Annotated in this window: 21 protein-coding genes; 12 read left to right on the top strand and 9 right to left on the bottom strand. The window is 41.2% G+C overall.

The genetic code is table 11. From position 1 onward, the window contains the following. The first annotated feature begins 17 nt into the window (after window positions 1–17). Window positions 18–1,598, top strand: coding sequence for a DHA2 family efflux MFS transporter permease subunit (locus RRG12_RS18010; protein WP_420760224.1), 1,581 nt, complete (start codon window positions 18–20; stop codon window positions 1,596–1,598). Window positions 1,599–1,646: 48 nt separating this feature from the next. Next, window positions 1,647–2,228: a Uma2 family endonuclease gene (locus tag RRG12_RS18005; RefSeq protein WP_420760223.1), complete on the top strand. Its 582-nt coding sequence runs from the start codon at window positions 1,647–1,649 to the stop codon at window positions 2,226–2,228. Here RRG12_RS18005 and RRG12_RS18000 read toward each other — a convergent pair. The 4 genes from RRG12_RS18000 to acs all read right to left on the bottom strand — a co-directional run bounded on the left by RRG12_RS18000 (window position 2,225) and on the right by acs (window position 6,423). Continuing rightward, entirely contained in the window at window positions 2,225–2,983 is a 759-nt protein-coding gene (locus RRG12_RS18000) for a Uma2 family endonuclease (RefSeq protein WP_420760222.1), read from the bottom strand. The two genes, RRG12_RS18005 and RRG12_RS18000, sit on opposite strands and share 4 nt — an antisense overlap. A gap of 90 nt (window positions 2,984–3,073) precedes the next feature. Next, the gene (locus RRG12_RS17995) at window positions 3,074–3,361 is read right to left on the bottom strand and encodes a hypothetical protein (RefSeq protein WP_420760221.1); all 288 of its coding nucleotides are present in this window, start codon (window positions 3,359–3,361) and stop codon (window positions 3,074–3,076) included. Between the two features lie 168 nt (window positions 3,362–3,529). Further along, the gene (locus RRG12_RS17990) at window positions 3,530–4,210 is read right to left on the bottom strand and encodes a tetratricopeptide repeat protein (protein ID WP_069068560.1); all 681 of its coding nucleotides are present in this window, start codon (window positions 4,208–4,210) and stop codon (window positions 3,530–3,532) included. A gap of 239 nt (window positions 4,211–4,449) precedes the next feature. Continuing rightward, window positions 4,450–6,423, bottom strand: coding sequence for an acetate--CoA ligase (gene acs / locus RRG12_RS17985; RefSeq protein WP_420760220.1), 1,974 nt, complete (start codon window positions 6,421–6,423; stop codon window positions 4,450–4,452). Window positions 6,424–6,649: 226 nt separating this feature from the next. On the opposite strand from acs, the gene RRG12_RS17980 reads away from it, so the two are divergent. The 8 genes from RRG12_RS17980 to RRG12_RS17945 all read left to right on the top strand — a co-directional run bounded on the left by RRG12_RS17980 (window position 6,650) and on the right by RRG12_RS17945 (window position 14,774). Continuing rightward, window positions 6,650–7,294 carry a restriction endonuclease subunit R gene (locus RRG12_RS17980; protein WP_420760219.1) on the top strand — a complete coding sequence of 215 codons (645 nt, stop codon included), beginning with the start codon at window positions 6,650–6,652 and terminating at the stop codon, window positions 7,292–7,294. Window positions 7,295–7,323: 29 nt separating this feature from the next. After that, entirely contained in the window at window positions 7,324–8,052 is a 729-nt protein-coding gene (locus RRG12_RS17975) for a Uma2 family endonuclease (RefSeq protein ID WP_420760218.1), read from the top strand. Between the two features lie 92 nt (window positions 8,053–8,144). After that, window positions 8,145–8,834, top strand: coding sequence for a hypothetical protein (locus RRG12_RS17970; protein ID WP_420760217.1), 690 nt, complete (start codon window positions 8,145–8,147; stop codon window positions 8,832–8,834). Between the two features lie 68 nt (window positions 8,835–8,902). Further along, window positions 8,903–9,343, top strand: coding sequence for a hypothetical protein (locus tag RRG12_RS17965; protein WP_420760243.1), 441 nt, complete (start codon window positions 8,903–8,905; stop codon window positions 9,341–9,343). Window positions 9,344–10,067: 724 nt separating this feature from the next. Further along, entirely contained in the window at window positions 10,068–10,415 is a 348-nt protein-coding gene (locus tag RRG12_RS17960; protein WP_176726909.1) for a hypothetical protein, read from the top strand. A gap of 25 nt (window positions 10,416–10,440) precedes the next feature. Beyond that, window positions 10,441–12,732 carry a hypothetical protein gene (locus tag RRG12_RS17955; RefSeq protein WP_420760216.1) on the top strand — a complete coding sequence of 764 codons (2,292 nt, stop codon included), beginning with the start codon at window positions 10,441–10,443 and terminating at the stop codon, window positions 12,730–12,732. Next, window positions 12,689–13,375, top strand: coding sequence for an OmpA family protein (locus RRG12_RS17950; protein ID WP_420760215.1), 687 nt, complete (start codon window positions 12,689–12,691; stop codon window positions 13,373–13,375). Before RRG12_RS17955 ends, RRG12_RS17950 begins: the two co-directional genes overlap by 44 nt. Before the next feature lie 13 nt (window positions 13,376–13,388). Continuing rightward, window positions 13,389–14,774 carry an EH signature domain-containing protein gene (locus RRG12_RS17945; RefSeq protein WP_420760214.1) on the top strand — a complete coding sequence of 462 codons (1,386 nt, stop codon included), beginning with the start codon at window positions 13,389–13,391 and terminating at the stop codon, window positions 14,772–14,774. Between the two features lie 20 nt (window positions 14,775–14,794). Here RRG12_RS17945 and RRG12_RS17940 read toward each other — a convergent pair whose 3' ends face one another. From RRG12_RS17940 to RRG12_RS17930, 3 genes are read right to left on the bottom strand one after another with little or no spacing between them, the layout of a single operon-like run. Further along, a complete protein-coding gene (locus RRG12_RS17940; protein ID WP_069068568.1) occupies window positions 14,795–15,148 on the bottom strand; it encodes a DUF5615 family PIN-like protein in 354 nt (117 codons plus the stop codon). Continuing rightward, window positions 15,145–15,381 carry a DUF433 domain-containing protein gene (locus tag RRG12_RS17935; protein WP_069068569.1) on the bottom strand — a complete coding sequence of 79 codons (237 nt, stop codon included), beginning with the start codon at window positions 15,379–15,381 and terminating at the stop codon, window positions 15,145–15,147. The genes RRG12_RS17940 and RRG12_RS17935 overlap by 4 nt, the downstream gene beginning before the upstream one ends. Beyond that, the gene (locus RRG12_RS17930) at window positions 15,374–15,526 is read right to left on the bottom strand and encodes a hypothetical protein (RefSeq protein ID WP_420760213.1); all 153 of its coding nucleotides are present in this window, start codon (window positions 15,524–15,526) and stop codon (window positions 15,374–15,376) included. The genes RRG12_RS17935 and RRG12_RS17930 overlap by 8 nt, the downstream gene beginning before the upstream one ends. Before the next feature lie 129 nt (window positions 15,527–15,655). On the opposite strand from RRG12_RS17930, the gene RRG12_RS17925 reads away from it, so the two are divergent. Then, window positions 15,656–16,378: a TerC family protein gene (locus RRG12_RS17925; RefSeq protein WP_069068570.1), complete on the top strand. Its 723-nt coding sequence runs from the start codon at window positions 15,656–15,658 to the stop codon at window positions 16,376–16,378. Between the two features lie 119 nt (window positions 16,379–16,497). Here the strand turns inward: RRG12_RS17925 and ndk are convergent, their stop codons facing one another. Further along, window positions 16,498–16,947 (bottom strand): nucleoside-diphosphate kinase, encoded by a 450-nt coding sequence (gene ndk / locus RRG12_RS17920; protein ID WP_104910011.1) that lies wholly within the window; start codon window positions 16,945–16,947, stop codon window positions 16,498–16,500. Between the two features lie 231 nt (window positions 16,948–17,178). Here ndk and speA point away from each other — a divergent pair, with 231 nt between their 5' ends. Further along, the gene (speA, locus tag RRG12_RS17915; protein ID WP_069068572.1) at window positions 17,179–19,194 is read left to right on the top strand and encodes a biosynthetic arginine decarboxylase; all 2,016 of its coding nucleotides are present in this window, start codon (window positions 17,179–17,181) and stop codon (window positions 19,192–19,194) included. A gap of 189 nt (window positions 19,195–19,383) precedes the next feature. On the opposite strand, the gene RRG12_RS17910 is transcribed toward speA, so the two are convergent. Beyond that, a complete protein-coding gene (locus tag RRG12_RS17910) occupies window positions 19,384–20,553 on the bottom strand; it encodes a sugar phosphate nucleotidyltransferase (RefSeq protein WP_069068573.1) in 1,170 nt (389 codons plus the stop codon). Window positions 20,554–20,776: the final 223 nt, after the last annotated feature.

Genomic DNA, 20,776 nt, shown 5'->3' with positions numbered 1-20,776 from the left:
GAAACAGGAAAAACATTATGGCTAATACAGGTGTAATTTATCAGCAAGCGCCGCCAGAACGTGTCCCGCTCAAAACGTGGATTGGTGTATTAGCCAGTATGCTTGGCGCATTTATGGCGGTATTAGATATTCAAATAACTAATGCTTCGCTGCAAGATATTCAAGCAAGTTTGGGAGCAACTCTAGAAGAAGGTTCTTGGATATCTACAGCGTATCTTGTTGCAGAAATTGTGGTCATTCCTCTCACAGGATGGTTATCACGAGTGTTTTCTCTGCGGCGTTATCTATTAGTAAATACTGCACTATTTATTTTCTTTTCTATATGCTGTGCTTGGTCGTGGAATCTCAATTCCATGATTTTATTTCGCGCCTTACAAGGTTTTAGTGGGGGAGTATTAATTCCCACCGCTATGACAGTTGTCTTAACAACTTTACCCCAATCTAAGCAATCAGTTGGACTGGCTGCATTTGGATTTAGTGCAGTTTTTGCACCCTCAATTGGCCCGACATTGGGAGGTTGGTTAACAGAAAACTTTGGTTGGGAATACAACTTTTATATAAATGTAATTCCAGGGGCATTAATGCTGGCTGGTGTTTGGTATGGAATTAAGCAAGAACGTCCCCAAATTAGTTTACTGAAACAAGGTGATTGGTGGGGAATTATTGCAATGGCTCTTGGGTTGGGTTCCCTACAAATTGTTTTAGAAGAAGGTAGCCGCAAAGATTGGTTTAGTTCAGCGCTGATTTTGCGCTTAAGTGTAATTGCGGCAATTTTTTTGGCAATTTTTTTATTTATAGAATTAACTCGGAAGCAACCATTTATTAATTTACGACTTTTGTTTAGGCGTAACTTTGGTCTAGCCAGTATTGTCAATGTGTCGCTGGGAGTAGGATTATATGGTTCAATTTATATTTTACCGCTGTATCTCGCCCAAATTCAAAAGTACAATGCGCTGCAAATTGGTGAAGTACTAATTTGGGCTGGTATTCCCCAATTGTTTATTATTCCCCTCATACCCAAATTGATGCAACGCATTGATGTGCGCTTAATGGTAGCCGTTGGTGTAACATTGTTTTCCATCAGTGCATTTATGAACTCTGGAATGACGAATGAAACAGGATTAGATCAGTTACGCTGGTCGCAATTTGTGCGTGCAATGGGACAACCTCTAATTATGGTACCACTGACATCTATCGCCACTGCTGGATTAAGTCCAAAAGAAGCAGGTTCGGCAAGTGGTTTATTTAATATGATGCGGAATATGGGAGGTTCTATAGGAATTGCATCTTTAGCAACTTTATTAAGTAATAGAGAACAATTTCACTCGAATAGATTGGGTGATGGAATATCTTTATATAACCCAGAAACTCAACAGCGAATTGACCAAATGACACAGTATTTTATCAGTCGAGGAGCAGATTTGAGTACAGCGCAAAGTCAAGCGATCGCATCTATATCCAACATCGTCCGCCGAGAAGCGTTTGTGATGGCTTTTAACGATTGTTTCTACTTTATTGGCATTGCATTGTTGCTTAGTGGAATTGCCGTTTTATTCTTCAAAAAGGTGAAGCCAACTGCTGGCGCTGTCGCTCATTAGATTTGTTCTATGGGTTAAAATGTTTGATAAAGCTACTAAGGTACTAAAATGGTCACTAGCCCAAGTGAGTACTATATTTCCCCAGAAGAATATTTAGAGGGCGAGAAATTTAGCGAAATTAAACACGAGTATATTGATGGGCAAGTCTACGCAATGGCAGGGGCAAGTGATGCTCATGTCACAGTTAGCTTAAATGTATCTATGCTGCTGCGTAACCATCTCCGGGGTAGTGGATGCCGTGTCTATATGTTAGACATGAAAGCACAAATTGATGTCATCAACCGCTATTTTTATCCCGATGCAATGGTGACTTGCGATACACGAGATAAAGAATTTGAATATTTTAAGTGTTATCCTTGCTTAATTATCGAAGTGCTTTCTGAGTCAACAGAAGGCTATGACAGAGGGAAAAAATTTGCTAGTTACCGGCACTTAGAATCACTACAAGAATATGTGCTAATTTCACCAGACCGAATGAGTGTAGAATGCTTCCGCCGTAATGAAGAAGGACATTGGGTACTTTACCCTTATGAAAAAGGGGAAGAAGTGCATTTAGCTAGCGTTGATTTTCGTTGTGCGATCGCAGAAATATATGAAGATGTAACTTTGATAGACGAGAATGCTTCCTAATCCAACATTTCTGGGTCAATTCCTAAAGCGTTGAGTTGTTCAGTAGAAAGCGATCGCAATTTCTCTGTAATTCTCTCCCGCTTTTGTCGCTCAACCACAGCACGTTCCTCACCAGTTAAGAGTAAATTTCCTTGTGCATCCCACCACCGCAACCAAGGTAACTCTGCATTCTGATAAAATCCTTGCCAGATTCCTAACTCTACATCCATAGGAACAATTGGGTAATGTCCCCGTTCATTGGGTTTCATCAGTTGATAACTATTATCGACTAGGTGGTAAACTTCCACTTGCGCTTTTGCTACTTCATAAATCCCATAATAAGGCACTCGAATTGCCTGCTCATAAACCCAAAACTTACCAACATTTCCACCTTGCCCTTGAGATGGCGGTGTTTTATCTCGTTCTTCGGAACCATCCCCAGAGACAAATTCAATCACAATTAAAGGTGCAACATACTCATTCCACAGCACATAAGAACGCCGCGTTTTACCATCAAGAGTAGGCGGTACATTGGGTACATAAAACCAGTCTGGTGCTTCAGCACCCTTCTCAGGAGGATCTGTTAATCGCCAGTAGATGCCTAAATCCTGTCCAATACAATACTGACTATCTGGATAAAGTTCCTCTAAAACAAGTTTAATCGAGTCAGTGAGTAAGATACTTTGGGGATGCTCTTGCCAGTTTTTCACGAATGTACCGTCTGAGTCTGGTAACTGGGTGTGATCAGGTAAAGTTAATGCCGATAGCGAAGTCATAGGCTTTAACCAATGGGTTGTCTGATTCTTATTGTAGACTGCTATTTTGCTATTTTTGAATCGATGGGCTACTAGGTTAGATGCCATTATTTATATAACAATAGGCAATCTTTCTATATGAAAAAAGCTATTACGATTATTGCGGATATTTTCTATATCCTCGCAATTATTCACATTTGACTTAACTATAGACAATAAAAAACGAGAACCTATTACTCTTAAATCGTATGGTATTAAATGAGTTGGTATATCAAAAATCCATCCGGTGCCAGCCCATACAGTATTTTCCGAACGTTCCCAAATTAACCTTGTATATCCCCCATTCAAGTGAAAAATTACTTTGACAGTTTCTCTGGCTAACAGAAATATTTCATCCATTACAATTATTTTATTTCGATGCTTTTAAAAGGGTGGGCTGAAAACCCACCCCGAAATAATTAAAACCGGATACCTCTTACCCAGTAGCAAAATTTCACAATCGTACCCAACACCGTTTTTCTAAATCATCCTTAAAGCCGATCACAGCAACTCTGAATAATATGATTTTCATGAAATACCAGGATCATCAGCAGTTTTGATCTCTTTCAAAATTCGTTCTACTTGGTTAACTTTTTCACCTCTATTTTGTTCTTTGAAAATATTTAAAGCTTTTTCTAAAGAAGATAGTGCCTCATCTTTTTTATTTGTTTGCCACAATGCCAGTGCAAAATTAGTCAGCCCCTCGGCATAATTAGGATTAATGTCTAGAGCTTTTTTATATTCAGCAATGGCTTCTTCCCAGCGACTTTGGCTTGCATAAACCATACCGATCGCATTGTGAGCTAGAGCGTATTTTGGCTGGAGGCGAATGGCTTCTTGATAGGCGCTAATTGCTTCTTCTGGTTTCTTTTGGCGAAAAAGCACATTTCCTAGTTGAAAGTGTCCAAAGGTATCTTTTGGGAATTGTTTAATTAATTTGCGTAAATTTTCCTCCGCACCTGTCAAGTCTCCCTGATTCAACAAAGCATTGGCTTGTTGCAGGAGTTGCGATCGCTCTGATGGCCCTGTATCGGAAAACTGTGCTAGTTTTTGTGGTTGTCTCTGTGCATTCTGTTCTGGCGTATGCAAAGAAACTTTGCCCGGAACCGCTAACACTAATGGTGATAGACCAACTACAGTTATGATACTCAGCATCATGCCGCTAAAAGATTGAACAAATGCTGATTTGGGTTTGTGCTTCACCTTCATGGCCCTGAGTGCCTCAATAATGTTCTTATCTTTATGATAAATTGGCGTGTGTTAGCGCGTAATGCGTCACAAGACAGACCGGTAAGGGTCGCATATATAAATGAGAGCCAGAGCGAATAGAATTCGCGGCTACACAGGCAAAGTCCGCCTCCGCGGACTAAGAAAAAATTGAGGGTTTGAAACCCACGGAGGTGGGTTTTGTTTGTGTAGACGCGAATTCTATTCGCCCTTTTAACTCTTCATGCGCCTTCCCGTAATTTATCCAACACGCTTCTGTCTTCCAATGTCGAAGTATCTCCAGATACCTCTTGACCGGCAGCTAGATTCCGCAGCAAGCGCCGCATAATCTTACCCGATCGCGTTTTGGGCAAAGCATCGGTAAAGCGGATTTCTCCCGGACGTGCGATCGCACCTATTTCTTTAACAACGTGCAGTTTGAGTTCTTTAATCAGTTCCTCACTTCCCTGATAAGTGCCTTCTAGAGTCACAAAAGCAACTACTTCTTCACCCTTAAGATCATCAGGTTTACCCACTACCGCCGCTTCTGCAACCGCTGGATGCGAAACTAACGCGGATTCTACTTCCATTGTACCGAGTCGATGTCCTGAGACATTCAGTACATCATCCACACGACCCATCACCCAGAAGTAGCCGTCTTCATCTTGTCTTGCGCCATCACCAGCAAAGTAAGTATATTTACCATCTTGGGGTGGAATATGTTCCCAATAGGTGCGGCGGAAGCGTTCTGGATCGCCATATACTGTCCGCATCATTCCTGGCCAAGGATGGCGGACTGCTAGATAACCGCCTTCGTTATTGGGTACGGTGTTTCCTTCCAAATCCACGACATCTGCGATAATTCCAGGGAAGGGAAGAGTCGCGGAACCGGGTTTGGTGGGAATTGCCCCTGGTAATGGTGTAATCATGATACCGCCAGTTTCAGTTTGCCACCAGGTATCAACGATTGGACAGCGATCGCCACCAATTACTTTGTGATACCACATCCAAGCTTCTGGGTTAATTGGTTCGCCGACGGTTCCCAGCAAACGCAACGAAGAGAGGTTTCGCGCATTCGGATGTTGTTCACCCATCTTAATAAATGCCCGAATTGCCGTAGGTGCAGTATAAAAAATATTAACCCCGTATTTTTCAATTACATCCCAGAAACAGCCAGGATTAGAAGCACGGGGCGCACCTTCATACATCACCGTGGTTGCACCGTTGGAAAGGGGGCCGTAGACTATATAGCTGTGTCCCGTAATCCAACCTACATCGGCGGTACACCAATATACATCTGTGTCTTGCAGGTCGAATATCCATTTGGTGGTGATATGGGTATACAGATTATAACCAGCAGTTGTATGCACTACACCCTTCGGTTTGCCCGTGCTGCCAGAAGTGTAGAGGACAAACAGCATATCTTCGCTGTCCATTGGTTCGGCAGGACAATCTGCTGATACTCCTTTTTGCAAATCATGCCACCAATGATCGCGTCCGCCCAACTGCATATCAGTTTCTTGTCCAGTGCGTTTGACAACTAGGACATTTTCGACACTGGGAACAGCACCATCAGCTAAGGCTTTGTCTACCTGTTCCTTGAGAGGAACGATCGCATCTTTGCGCCAACCACCATCAGCGGTGATTACCAGTTTAGCTTGAGCATCGATTAAGCGATCGCGCAAAGCTTCGGCACTAAAACCACCAAATACCACACTGTGGGGTGCGCCAATTCTCGCACAGGCTAACATTGCGATCGCAGCTTCGGGAATCATCGGCATATATATACCGACGCGATCGCCTTTTTGTACACCCAGTTGCTTCAATACATTAGCAAACTGGCAAACTTCCCGGTGCAGTTGGGAGTATGTGAGAGTACGCGAATCCCCTGGTTCTCCTTCCCAAATCAATGCTGCTTTATTTTTGCGCCAAGTAGTGAGATGTCTGTCAAGACAGTTGTAAGAAATATTCATCTTACCGCCAACGAACCACTTAGCAAAAGGTGGCTGCCAGTCTAAGACTGTATCCCATTTTTGGAACCATTCTAATTCTGTTCCAGCCAAATCTGCCCAAAATTGCTGCGGATCAGCTTTGGCTTTGTCGTAGAGGCGCTGATAGTCATCCAGGCTTTTGATATGGGCGTTTTGTGAGAATTCTGGAGCAGGATGAAAGAGGCGGTTCTCTTGTAGGATTGATTCTATAGTTGGTTGAGACATAATTACATTTACAAACGGTATTGTTACTGAAAACTATTTTTAGTTTAGTTGTGCTAGACGGTGTTTAGATTTTCGTTAAGCTAGGTAGAAATTGCCGAGTCATTTAGTTTACATTCATTTTCATCTACCGAAAGCAAGCGATTAAAAAATTTAAAGACGTTTTACAACCTATTTACCAGGAATGTTGCAATATTGTAAGTAGTCTTGACAAACAAAGGCTGAAATTATGACGCTTACCGTCGAAGCCAGTAGCTTATCTCTCAACGATGTTCATCGCTTTCTTAAACTAGAAAAGCTTTCAAATGCTTCATTTACAGACTTCTTAACTCTAGAACCACTCTCTGAGTTTGAACAGCAGGATTTATTACGAATCAGAAACGACTTTGATCGTTATTTAAGCGCAGGGAAAATTTCTGAAGGATTGGTTAAATTTTTAACAATTGCACCCTTAATGCGGCTCTCAGGATTCTACGATGTGCCGATTCGGTTGACAATGGAAGATAGCATTGCGATCGCAGTTGAGGATGAAGACAGAAAAATCACCGGGCGGATGGATATTTTAGCAATCAACAATCCTCAAAGTAATATTGCGCCACCATTTTGGGTTTTAGTTATTGAAACAAAAAATAGTTCAGTCAATGTGATTGAGGGTTTACCTCAATTACTCACTTATGCTTTTAAGAGTTTACAGCAACAACCATCAGTTTGGGGTTTGGTAACTAATGGACAGCTTTATCAATTTGTTTATCTAAGACATGACAACCAGTCAACTTATGAGTTAATGCCATTATTAAATTTGAGTGAATCTCCTGACGCAATAGAGTTATTACAAGTTTTCCAAGCCATCTGCAAGTTACCGACTTTTCAGTAAAATGAACCGAAATTGCGGAGCGATCGCTAATGTCTGAAACTGCTACCCTAGAAATCATCTCTGATAATATTTCAGAGGACGAAGTTATTTTTCCTCCTGGCGATATACTGAGTAGCGAACTACCCTTAGAAAGTGACCTGCACCGTGACCAAATCGATTTGCTGATTCGCATACTTAAATTATGGTGGCGAGAAAGGCAAGATTTTTATGCTTCTGGCAATTTGACGATTTACTACAGTCCTAACCAGAAAAAATCAGAACATTTCCGCGGCCCAGATTTTTTTGTAGTTTTGGGAACCGAGAAAAAAGACCGTAAGAGTTGGGTAGTTTGGCAAGAAGATGGCAAATATCCCAACATGATTGTGGAAATTTTGTCAAGTTCAACAACAGCCGTTGATAAAGGTTTAAAAAAACAAGTTTATCAAGATACCTTCCGTACACCAGATTATTTCTGGTTTGACCCTGTAACAATGGAACTTCAGGGATTTCATTTAGTTGATGGTAAGTATCAAGAAATCCAAGTAACCACTGATGGACGTTTGTGGAGTCAGCAGTTAGAACTTTATTTGGGAGTTTATGAAGGTAAATTAAGATTCTTCACTACTGAAAATCAATTGATACTATCATCAGAAGAATTGGCTGAACAAGAACGTTTACGTGCTGACCAGGCAGAAAGACGCGCCCAACAGGCAGAGCAAGAAATTGCTCGACTACGGGAGGTTTTACGTACACAGGGCATCGACTCAGAGAATATTTAATGACATCAGAAAATTAACTAAGGACATTTTCAAGTTAAGATTTAATTATCAGTGTGTAAAAAAAGCGTTATCTTCTGAAAGTAGGGCATCGTTTGCAAGCAAAAGAGATTAAGGATAAGCTAAAGTCCCTTATCGAGCAAGCCTCCTCGATAGATCATAATTTAGCGAAAAAATTAGATGAAATCAATCGTTGGGTAAAGAATATCAAGCCAGGTTCCCTGACTGCAAAACCCTTTGTCATTGCCTTTCTCTTAGAGGTGATTACGGATTCTACCATTTGGCTGATCATCAAATCCTTACCTTTGGAAGAACAAAAAGCAAAGTTAGAGCAAATGACACCCATTGAGAGATATTGGTATGGTTATCTCTTTCCTAGATGGATTAATGCAAGTGACTCCAAGTTTTATATTTGGAAACAAAAATTGATGGCAGGTGAATTTAATCAGGTTGATGATGATATCATTAAATCAATAGCCCAAGATGTTGTAAGTCGAGAAGGTAGTTTTTGGCAGCGTTATATCGCCGACCTATCGATGGCAACAGACCTAATTGTAAGTAGTCGTAACAATCAACCACTGTGCATTCAAGTAACTAGTGTATCTGAAGAACTTAATTACCAAAAGTACCAAGCTTGGCAAAATACACTGCGATCGTGGGAAATAGAGAGAGGACTGTTCTTAAGTTACAATCCCAAGGACGCTAATTTTGTCAACCAGTTAGTCAACGTGGCCCTGTATAACAGTGATTACCTTTCTGGTGGCAAATATTTAAAATTTTCGTGAAACTTCTGGAATTCGATACTCAAGGTTTGTGTTCTAGCCTATATACTTACGTGCTAATTACGGCTTTTATGGCTAACAAAAGAGAAACTCACTGCAACAATCAAGTAGATACATTTGCTGAAGCTTTAGAAACAGCGCGACAAATGCAACAGAACTGGCTAACTTACGGGGTTGATTTTGTCAATTTTTACGTCGAGGATGTGGATGGAGACTGGCTAGAAACGTGGGGACATGACGAAATATTAGGTAATTTTCAATTAGATACTATTAAAGAATTTTTGGTAAGTAGTGATGCTGTAGCTGTTAGGGTAAGAGAGCATTTAGGAGAGCGATCGCTATTTGATTTAGCAGTAAACTTAGAAGAATCTTGGAGAATTTCTGAAGTAGATGAGAAGTTATCTGCTGTGAGAAGCTTGTTAGCTGGTGAAGGAAATAGTATTGATACTAATGATATCAGGTTCTTGGATTTAGCAAATACTCTGGTGGTAAAGTTAGCAGAGATTTTGTGATATTTTTAGTTACGTAGTGGTAAATTCAATTGCCCTTAAAGTATTGAATTTGCAATGGTAATGTTGAGCTACTAAAACAGAATATTAGCGATCGCTGTTTGATTTTACAGTAAAAAACCTCACCTTGTCCTATCAGACATCCCTCTCTTTACTAAGCCTACGGTGTACACATAAGTCAAACTACCCCCCTCAATCCCCCCTTGTAAAGGGGGGAAGCCGGAAATCCAGTTCCCTCCCCTTTGCAAGGGGAGGGTTAGGGTGGGGTAAAAAACAAATTTGTAAACTACTTCAGACTTATATGTACACCATAGCGTTACTAAGGAGAGAGACAAATTTTACATAATCAAATCAAGGTGAGGTATCTTAATTGCACATACCCTAAGTATTTATTGCAAAATTTCAATTTTTTATTGCCAATGTTCAAACAATTGTTACTCACGTTAAAGTCTTTATAAGAAAGGCTTAAGTATTTCTTGCAAAGATTAAATATTTTCTTATAAATGTTAAAGCAGTTGTTACTCAGGTTGAAGCATTTATAAGAAAGGTTTAAGCATTTCTTACAAAGATTAAATACTTTCGTATCAATGCTGAAGCAATCGCCCAAAAAGCGGCTTGGTATCAAAAAGTACTTTTATCAAAATAGATTTACCAATAAAAGTTAAATAAAAGTTCCTATTTTGGGAATTATAGACCTATTAAAGCTCAGGCAAGTAGGTCAAAAGCATTGATTAGTGAAACCGCAAAACTACTTTACCCATCGGTGGAAAAATTGGTTAACGAAATTGTGGCGGTTAACCACGCTTGGAAAGTTGCTAGTGAATTATTTGGAGAAGATTCACCCCTATCTATTTCTTCACGGGATTTAAAAACCTGTTTGCAGGTGCGTTTGTTGCGAAGCTATGCACCAGAACAGGTTTATTTAATTGAGGATAAAGAATCAGAAGGTGAACCACTTTACAGCTTACGTCTCCGAGAACCTATAGGAGAACGCCTGTATGCAGAGCATCTCCCAATGCGGATAGCTCAAGAAGTTTTTGCGGATAAAGAATTAGAACTATTCAAAAAGATATAACCAAGATAAACAAGAAAGGTGCAGCGTGGAAATAGCAAAAGTTTGGGACATTATTTGGGATAACGAACCTTTTCATTGGGCAACTGCTTTTGTCTTAATAGCCGCAATTATTGTCGAGCTTTGCACACTATTTCAGTATTGGCGCTCAGAGTGTGGCACAACTGGAGCCTCTATTAAATTTTTGAGTAATTTGAAAAATGGTAAAAATGTAAAGCTTTCAAACGAAGTTCGACAATGGTTAAAAGATCATTTAGGAACTGATGACTCCAGTAGATTCAGACAAAAAGATGGTAACTTCATACTGATAAAATATCCATCTGTTTTAGCCCACGCCATACCTCGTAGTTCCCTACGCTTCGTGACAACCTTGTGTACTGCCATCGGCGTTTTAGGAACCTTTTATGGTATACAACAGGGACTCCAAGGAATCAATTTATCTACAGAAGATACCAAAGAACTGATGACTGCCAGTAAAGAGTTGCTGGTGGGAATGAAAACAGCCTTTTCCACTTCCCTAATGGGGCTTGGTTCGGGTAGCTTGTTTACTCTAGTTTTGTTTGGGTGTGATTCGCTACGGCAGAAACGGCGCGATAGTTTGCGTCAGAAATTGAAGGCGATCGCAACTTTAAAAACGGCAGAGAACGACAACCGTGAAGTAGCTGAAGCACTTAATCTTGTAGCAAAAAACTTGACCGGACTAAAGCAGCTAAATGCAGAAGGCATTGGCCAAGCTGTAGGTAGGAGTATTGCAGAACAATTCGCAGGTTTAAATCAGTTGTCAGCCCAAGCTATAGGTCAAGCTGTAGGAGAGCAAGTGCAGACTGCTATCCTACCAGCGCTACGAGCAATTTTTAAAGAGCAGCAACAACTTCGACAACTTCAAGAAAACCAGGGACAGAGAGTTTTAGAAGAACTCATTAAGGATATGCGAGTTCAGGTACTCGAACCGATTGCAGATCGGCTAGATAAAAGTGCAGAGTTAACCCAACAAGCTTCTGAAGCTGTGCTGAGTCTGCATAGAGAATTGGGCGGTATATCTCAAAGTTTGGCAAGTTCTATCTTGACAATTCAGAACTTTCAAAAAGAGACTTTGCTAGAACTTCAAGGATTTGCTAAGAATTTGGGAGACACTCTCAATCAATTCCAAACAGATACAAAAGATGTTTTACAACAAACAGCACAGGAAATTAACCAAGCCGTAGACCAAAGTATCCAGGGAATGACAGCCCAGCGAAGTGCTTTTGAAGCAAGTGCAGTGCAAGCGGCTGCTACCTTCCGAGGAATTCGAGAGGAACTTCAGACAGCGCTACAAGAACGCGCAACAGTAGAACAGCAGATGCTTCAAGAATTTGCTAACAATATGGGGCAAACTTTGAGTCAATTCCAAACTGAAACTACGGGAGTTATACAACAAACATCTCACGAAATTAATCGAGCGGTACTTCAGAGTATCGAAGGAATGACAGCCCAGCGAAGTGCTTTTGAAGCCAGTGCAGTACAAGTTGCTGCTACCTTCCGGGGAATTCGAGAGGAACTTCAAACAGCGCTACAAGAACGCGCATCTGTGGAAAAGGAGATGCTTCAAGCTACTCGGACTGGAATTATCCAAATTCTCACCCAAGCAAATAGAACCTTTCATGAGCAAACTAATACTCTACAAACAGTGGGTAATCAAGCTTCTGGGTTGATGAATGATGCGAAGGATAATCTTCTGGCTACTTTAGGAAATATCGACGCAACACTCACAGCCACCCGCCAAACAGTAGAGGAAGATTTGACAAAATTCCGGCAAGAATATCAAGAGAATTTAAAGAAGTTTTTTCAAGAACAAAACAACTTACTTGAGGGGACACTAGGCAAACAACAGGAAGGATTATCTGGGGTTGTGAACAATCTTGATCAAGTGTTTAGAGAGGAATTTGAAAGACGTAGTAAATTGACTCAAGAAGTAGACGAAAGTATGACTAAAATTCAGGTATCTGTCGAACAAATTAACAAATTAGTTATTGCGGCTGGATTAAACGATTCACAACGACTAATACAACTAGCAAATCTTACTACTGATATTGCCAAGCAAGTGAACATAGTTGACAATTCATACAGAAATTTGAATGAAAAATTTGACAATAGCCTTCAGGCTTGGCAGGGTCATCTTGAAGTTTCTATGCAAAGGACTGTTGACTCACAGTTAAGCTTTTTCCAACAAGCAGATACTTCTATGGCTAGAGTTTGTGGAGGTTTACTAGAGACAGCAAAAGTTCTAGTTGCTGCACATGATAACCGCCAATTTGGTAATGGTGGAAGCAATCATGGATGATTTTATCCGAGGTGAAATTGATGCAGAGATTATAGAGGATGATGACTCTAGTATCTATCTGTCTATTGGCGATCTGATGTCTGGGTTACTAATGTTTTTTGCTTTGCTATTTATCACTGCACTACTCCAGCTTGCAGAAAAGGATGTACCAAAACGGGTAGTAATTGGTAATGTTGTGGGACAGATGAAAAGCAACAATATAAATGTCAAAGTCAACCCGGAAACTGGGGATGTCAGTATCCAAGAATCAATTCTTTTTGCCAAGGGAAGTACAGAACTTAAACCAGAAGGTAAAGCCTTCCTACGCCGCTTTATTCCTGTTTACAGTGGGGTTATTTTCTCAAAACCAGAATTTGAGCAGGAAATTAGCCGCGTAGTTATAGAAGGTCACACTAGCTCAGATGGAGACGATAAAACTAATCTACAACTAAGCTTGTTGAGATCATCATCAGTTTACAACTACATTTTTTATGATATGAATTTCCCTACCAAAGCACCTTTAAGCCAGAAAATATTGGCTGCTGGTCGTGGAGAAATTGAATCTGACAATAAACGTGATAATCCAGGCGATCGCAAGGTACTTTTCCGCTTTCAGTTTCGCAGTGATGAGTTAAAGAAAGATATTGTAAAAACCTCTCTTTAAAGGAGCTAAAACATTGAATTCTCAGTTTTACATTCCTTCCCTACCTGAAACTCCCCAGTGTAGTCCTAATCAACTTATTCAACTTGCAAGTAACTTACCAGATGCAACAATATCAATACCAAGTGTTGATAAAGTATTGGAAGCTATTGAACAGGGTAAAGCTGATCGAGTAAGTAAGTTAGACTGGATTTACTGCATCCATGCTAAAGCACAGTGGGATCAGCAAAATATTGACAGATGCAGGAAAACATCAGCAGCCATTTGGAAGGTAGCAATTTCTAATTTATGGTTGCAACATCAGCTATTGTGGCGTTTAGCTCTTTATTATAGTGGTCATCAAGAACAGGGGTTAGCAAAGTCTCTAGCTGAATCTTTTGATATCTTTGCTAATTCTGACTTAGTTAGTCACTTGCTACCAGTTCAAATTATTCGGGCGCTTTGCAGTAAACAAGCAGGTAGAGAATTAGCAAAAATTGCTTGTGAACAGCGTATTAACCGAACTGAACTTCTAAACAAAATCAAAGGATATTTACCTATTTGGATTCCATTATTCAGCAGATTCATAGAAGATATAACCCCCTATTTTACTACAATTCGCTCTCCAACTCAGCAGCAAGTAAGATGGTTGTTAAGTTGCTTGGATGAAATGTCAGATAGTCAGCAAATAAAAGCTGTTAATCATTTGCTAACTAATGTTTCCAATGATATAGCAAGCAATCATTCTTTACTGGTTGATTGGTTGAGACATAACTATAGAAATGGTGAAAATTGGTATAAACTTTCAGATCCAGCAAGGCAAAGACTTCGAGAGTGGATTGGAGGTATCAATTATGGTGATTTCCAAAAGTTAGTAAATCTCATATTGAACAAGCTGGATTTAGAAAACTTCGAGTCAAATCGGCTATGTAGTCGCAGGGATTTTTGGGCTAATTACAGTAACCGCTTTGAACGGCTTCGTATCTTATTACCCAAGACATCACAAATTGCCATAGGGTATCAAATCCAAGGTGATGTTGATCTATTAGAGGATGATGGTAGCGATCCAACAGAGGTTTGTATATTCGATTTTGGTGAGTGGTTTGTAGTCGAATTCTTTCGTGGAAGAGGTAGTGAGACGCGCCTGTTTCCGAAAAATTCCAGAAATGAGCAAATCCTTTTTGGTGAATCCACGCTTTCAGTCAAGCGGATTCGTTGTCTGGGTGGCGATAAGCACGATCATGAATTTCTTTGGCAATTCTTTTGCCGCCAATGGCTTGCACATAAGGGAATTAACCCAAATCCAGGTACTAAACCTTACAGAAACCCGACAGCAGATCAATTACAACAGCGAGAAAACAGGCTTGAGCGGTGGAAAAGAGAAATTGAATATCTGGAACGGCAACATCGAGTCTATGTGTGATATTAGAAATTTTATAGAGACTACTGATGCACAATCATGGTGTCTCGATTTATTTCAATATAGGAATGCTGCTTAAACAATTCAACTATAGATTGGAAGTTAGCTATAAATAGGGATTCCAATTCTGAGTTATTGATATTCCCTGTCGTGATTAAAAGTAGTTTATAAGGTTGCTGAACAGTTAAAAAAGAGTTGACAAAATCCACATCTTTGGTAATTAAAATTCTATTTTGTTGAATTGATATGGTATTAATCTCATTATCTGGCGTAGCATTTTCCCGTAGTAAGTCTCTGGTGTGGATCGTGTCATAACCTGAAGTTTTGAGAAAACGGGCAAGACGAACTGGTAACTGAGCATCGACAAGAAATTTCATGAGGCAATTCGATGAATGCTTTTGACTTGGCTAAGTCGAGCGGCAAATAACAAAACAGCCAAAATATCTTTAGATTCTAAATCGTCATAATCTGCCAATATTTCTTCAGTAGTCATGCCAGAACTGAGCAGTTCCAAAATAAACTCAACTGGATAACGAAGTCCTCGAATGCAGGGTTTCCCGTGGCAGATATTTGGATTATGAGTGATGCGTTGTAGAAGCGTGTTATCCATAAATTCTTACCATATTTTTGTTCTCATCTTCTAATTCTAGATGCGAACTGACAGCAGTCCATTGCGATCGCACCAAGTCAAATGTTAAAACTTTGAATGTATTGAATGATACGTAAATTACCCCACTCGCACTGCGATCGCACACATTCAACCCTCTTCAAAATGCACCATAAGCACGTTAAGCTGAATTAGAGAGACAATTTATTGCGCTTTTTAACATACACAAATCTCTGTTCTTGTCAAATTTTAATTTTTTCTGCTTGAGAAACCCGGAATGCTAGACCGAATTTTTGATTACCTCGACTTTCATTTCAGCCTTGAAGCCCTTATAGTTCTGGTGATCTTGGTGCTTTTAGAGGCGCTGTTATCTGCCGACAATGCGATCGCTCTGGCTGCGATCGCTAGGGGACTGGAAGACAAAGAACTTGAGCGTAGAGCTTTGAACTTTGGTTTAGTCGCTGCCTATGTGCTGCGGATCACCCTGATTCTCACTGCCACTTGGGTACAACAATTCTGGCAATTTGAATTATTGGGCGCTGCTTATCTGCTGTGGTTGGTATTCCAACACTTTACCTCGGAAGAATCCAAGGACGATCACCATCACGGGCCGCGGTTTAATTCATTGTTGCAAGCGATACCTGTGATTGCATTTACAGATTTGGCATTTTCTTTGGATAGCGTGACAACTGCGATCGCAGTTTCTCAAGAAAAATGGCTAGTGCTAACGGGTGCAACAATTGGTATTATTACGCTGCGATTCATGGCAGGATTGTTTATCCGTTGGCTAGATGAATATGAAAATCTAGAAGATGCCGGCTATATAACTGTAGCGTTCGTGGGCTTACGCCTGTTGTTGAAAGTGGTGAACGATAGTTTAGTTCCCCCAGAATGGATCATGATTACTGCCATCTTCCTAATTTTAGGCTGGGGATTTTCCAAGCGTGTTGGCACTGAATTACCCCAAGTAGAACCGGAAAAGAGCGAAGTCTCTAAGTAAGAAGAGGGGAGAGGGAATAGGGTACAGGGTACAGGTACAGATTATTCCCTATTCCCTATTCCCTATTCCCTATTTCCTATTCCCTGTCACCTGTAACCTGTAACCTGTAACCTAATGTCTTACTCGTGCAACCAAGGCGTTAAGTGTGGTTGCCAACTGACTAATTCTTCATCCTTAAACCATAACGCTACTTCCTGTTGCGCGGTTTCTGGAGCATCAGAACCGTGAATTAAGTTGCGACCAATATTCAGTCCAAAATCGCCGCGAATCGTTCCCGGCTCTGCTGTTAACGGATTTGTCGCACCAATAATTTTTCTAGCAGATGCAATCACGCCATCACCTTCCCATACCATTGCTACTACTGGGCTAGAAGTGATAAATTCCACTAGACCACCAAAAAAGGGACGTTCTCGATGAACACCATAGTGTTGTTCAGCCAACTCCCGACTGACTTTCAGTAACTTTAAACCAACCAGGGTAAAACCTTTGGTTTCAAAGCGACGGATAATCTCACCTACTAATCCCCGTTGGACTCCATCAGGCTTAATTGCTAAAAATGTGCGCTCCATTGCTATCTCCCAAAGCTTAATAAAGTTTTTATCTAGTCAATTGTCCTTTGTTCTTTGTCCTTTGTCTAAAGGTTTTGCACTAATGACTAATGACCAATGACCAATGACTCTTGACCAATGACTCTTGACCAATCAGAGTTTATCTCAGAAATTATCTTTGGGTGCATATACGTTCCCAGATGAATGCGCTAAATTGTTAACTCGTGGGTGAAAAACAGAGGTTAGGAAGAAATGGGTGTTGAGTCAACTGCTACATCTGACGAGGTGGTACAAGTACCGTCCAATGGACAAAAAGAAGTGAAAAATCATAAGCACAAAAAACTGTTACCACCTAGTCCTACCACAGGAGATTTACCTCGCTCCTGGAAAATTGAGGATAGCGAAGCCTTGTACCGCATTGAAGGATGGGGGCAACCTTATTTTTCCATTAGCGCTGCTGGTCACGTTACCGTGTCACCCAAGGGCGATCGCGGGGGATCTCTTGACTTGTTTGAATTGGTCAACTCCATGAAACAGCGCAACTTGGGACTTCCCATGTTGATTCGCTTTTCCGACATTTTGGAAGACCGGATTGAGCGGTTGAACGCTTGTTTTAGTAAAGCGATCGCTCGCTACAATTACCCTGGCGTCTACCGTGGCGTGTTTCCTGTCAAATGCAATCAAGAGCGGCATTTGATTGAGGATTTGGTGAAATTTGGCAAACCCCATCAATTTGGATTAGAAGCTGGTTCCAAGCCAGAATTAATGATTGCTCTGGCTGTGTTGGATACACCAGGAGCATTGTTAGTTTGCAACGGCTACAAAGACCGAGAATACATCGAAACGGCAATGTTAGCCCAAAGACTAGGGCAAACACCAATCATCGTTTTAGAACAAATTGAAGAGGTTGATTTGGTGATTGATGCCAATCGCCAGTTAGGTATTAAGCCAATATTAGGGGTTCGCGCTAAACTCAGTACCCAAGGTATGGGACGTTGGGGAACCTCTAGTGGCGATCGCGCTAAATTTGGTTTGACAATGCCTGAAGTCATTGAGGCTGTTGACAAGTTACGGGAAGCGAACCTGCTCGATTCTTTGCAGTTGATGCACTTCCACATCGGCTCACAAATCTCTGCCATTAATGTGATTAAAGATGCCATCCAAGAAGCCAGCCGCATTTATGTGGAATTGGCAATGTTGGGAGCAGATATGAAATACCTTGATGTCGGTGGTGGCTTGGGCGTAGATTATGATGGCTCCCAAACCAACTTCTATGCATCGAAAAATTACAACATGCAGAACTATGCCAACGACATCGTGGCAGAGTTAAAAGATACTTGTGCTGAACGGGAAATTCCCGTACCAACACTGATTAGTGAAAGTGGACGAGCGATCGCTTCCCATCAGTCGGTATTGATTTTTGATGTACTTAGTACCAGCGATGTCCCCCTCGATGCACCAGAACCTCCACAAGAGGGAGAATCCCCGATTATCAATTACCTGTGGGAAACTTACCAATCCATCAATAAAGAGAACTACCAAGAGTTCTACCATGACGCCGCACAATTCAAAGAAGAAGCCATCAGCCGCTTCAACTTAGGAATTTTGCGCCTCAGAGAACGAGCCAAAGCCGAACGCCTTTACTGGGCGTGTTGCCAAAAAATTCTTAACATCACTAGGCAGCAAGAATACGTACCCGATGAACTGGAAGACCTAGAAAAAATCATGGCTTCCATCTACTACGTTAATATGTCAGTGTTTCAATCGGCACCAGATTGCTGGGCGATCGATCAGCTATTCCCGATCATGCCAATCCACCGTTTAGATGAAGAACCAACGCGACGGGGAATTTTAGCAGACTTAACCTGCGACAGTGATGGTAAAATCGACCGTTTTATTGACCTGCGCGATGTCAAATCGGTTTTAGAATTGCACACCCACAAGCCCGGAGAACCCTATTATTTGGGAATGTTCTTGAATGGAGCTTACCAAGAAATCATGGGCAATTTGCACAACCTATTTGGCGACACCAACGCCGTTCACATCCAATTGACGCCCAAAGGCTACCAGATTGAACACATAGTCAAAGGTGACACCATGAGCGAAGTGGTAAGTTACGTCCAGTATGATTCCGAAGATATGGTGGAAAACATTCGCCAGCGTTGTGAGAAAGCATTAGAAGAAAAACGCATCACCCTAGCGGAATCTCAGCGACTACTGCAAACCTACGAGCAGAGTCTCAGAAGATATACGTACTTAAATAGTTAGGGGATAGGTTACAGGGTATAGGTTACAGATTTATGAAGAAGGGGAAGGGGGAAGGGGGAAAGGTAAAAACCGTACTTCGTCCCGCTGCGCTAACGCCCGCAAGTGGCGCGACAATCATCATCCCTTTCCCCTTTCCCCTTTAACCTTTTCCCTTTTATTCACTGTTCCCTATTCCCTATACCCTGTTCCCTAATTTACATTTGTCCCCAACAATTCCTCTATTGCTTGTCGTTCAACAGGGGTATGTGATGGTGGTGTTTGACGAGCATCGGTAATTAGCCAGTCTAAAGCAGCGGCTTGAACATCAATCGCAGCACCAGTTTTATCCACGCAATAACGTCCAAATACCAGCTTATCGACTAACCGAACTCCGGGCCCCAGGCGCGACCATTCAAAAATCACGCTGTTATCTACTGTTGCGCCACTACATATCCAACAATTGGGGCCAATCATTGCTGGCCCGACAATTTTAGCTCCGTCTTCGATTCTCGTCATCCCGCCAATGTAAACGGGGCCTGTAATATCCACTTTGTCCCAATTTACGGCGACATTTAAGCCAGTGTAGATGCCGGGGGCGACTTCATGACCAGGAATTTGCACATTTTTGATTTCACCCAGCAGTACACCACGAATCGCCCGCCAATAGTCTGGGACTTTACCAATATCTACCCATTCAAAGTCCATAGGAATAGCGTAGAAGGGAGCTTTGATTTCTACCAATTTGGGAAACAATTGGCTACCAATGTCATATTCCACATCAGAGGGAATATAGTTAAAAACTTCTGGCTCAAAGATATAAATACCTGTGTTGATGTTGGTGCTGAGAGCTTCTTCAGTTGAAGGTTTTTCTTGGAAAGCTTTAACACGACCATCTTCGTCAGTCACAACCACACCGTAGCTAGAAACTTCTTCCTTGGGGACAGATTTCGTGATAATAGTAGCGATCGCTCCTTTCTCTTTATGCCATTTAACTGCCGCAGTTAAATCCAAATCAATCAAAGCATCACCGCACAAAACCACAAAGGTATCATCAAAAAACGGTGAGAAGTCTTGGATGCGGCGCATCCCTCCCGCTGAACCAATTGCTTCCCCCTCCAGTTTACCGTCGTCATCAATTTTCCCTTCAAAGGAATAGGCAATCTGTACCCCAAACCGCTGGCCGTCACGGAAATAGTTTTCTATTTCCTCAGCCAAATGACTAACGTTGACCATAATCTGGTCAAATCCATGTTGGCGTAATAGTTCCAGCAAGAACTCCATCACTGGCTTTTGCAGGATGGGAATCATCGGTTTGGGAATTGTATAGGTAATCGGACGCACGCGAGTACCCTTACCAGCCGCGAGAATCATCGCTTTCATAAAATTTATTCCTCAACCACAAGCCAGTTTACTTTCATCGAGTGATACTTAATCATCAGTTTTTATTTCTGCTGTAAGTTATCCTTCAAAATAGGAATAACAGGAATTTAGTGGTTATTACAACCATCGGTATACTTAGATGACAAGCGATCGCTTATCTTTTCAATTTACTCGGATTTTGGAACTGAATCAAAAATCTGTAAATTATCTGTAGGGCGATTTT

It is taken from the genome of Nostoc sp. CALU 546 (assembly GCF_048836525.1).
The sequence above is the reverse complement of the archived record's forward strand: the minus strand, read 5'-3'. Positions and strand labels throughout refer to the sequence as shown.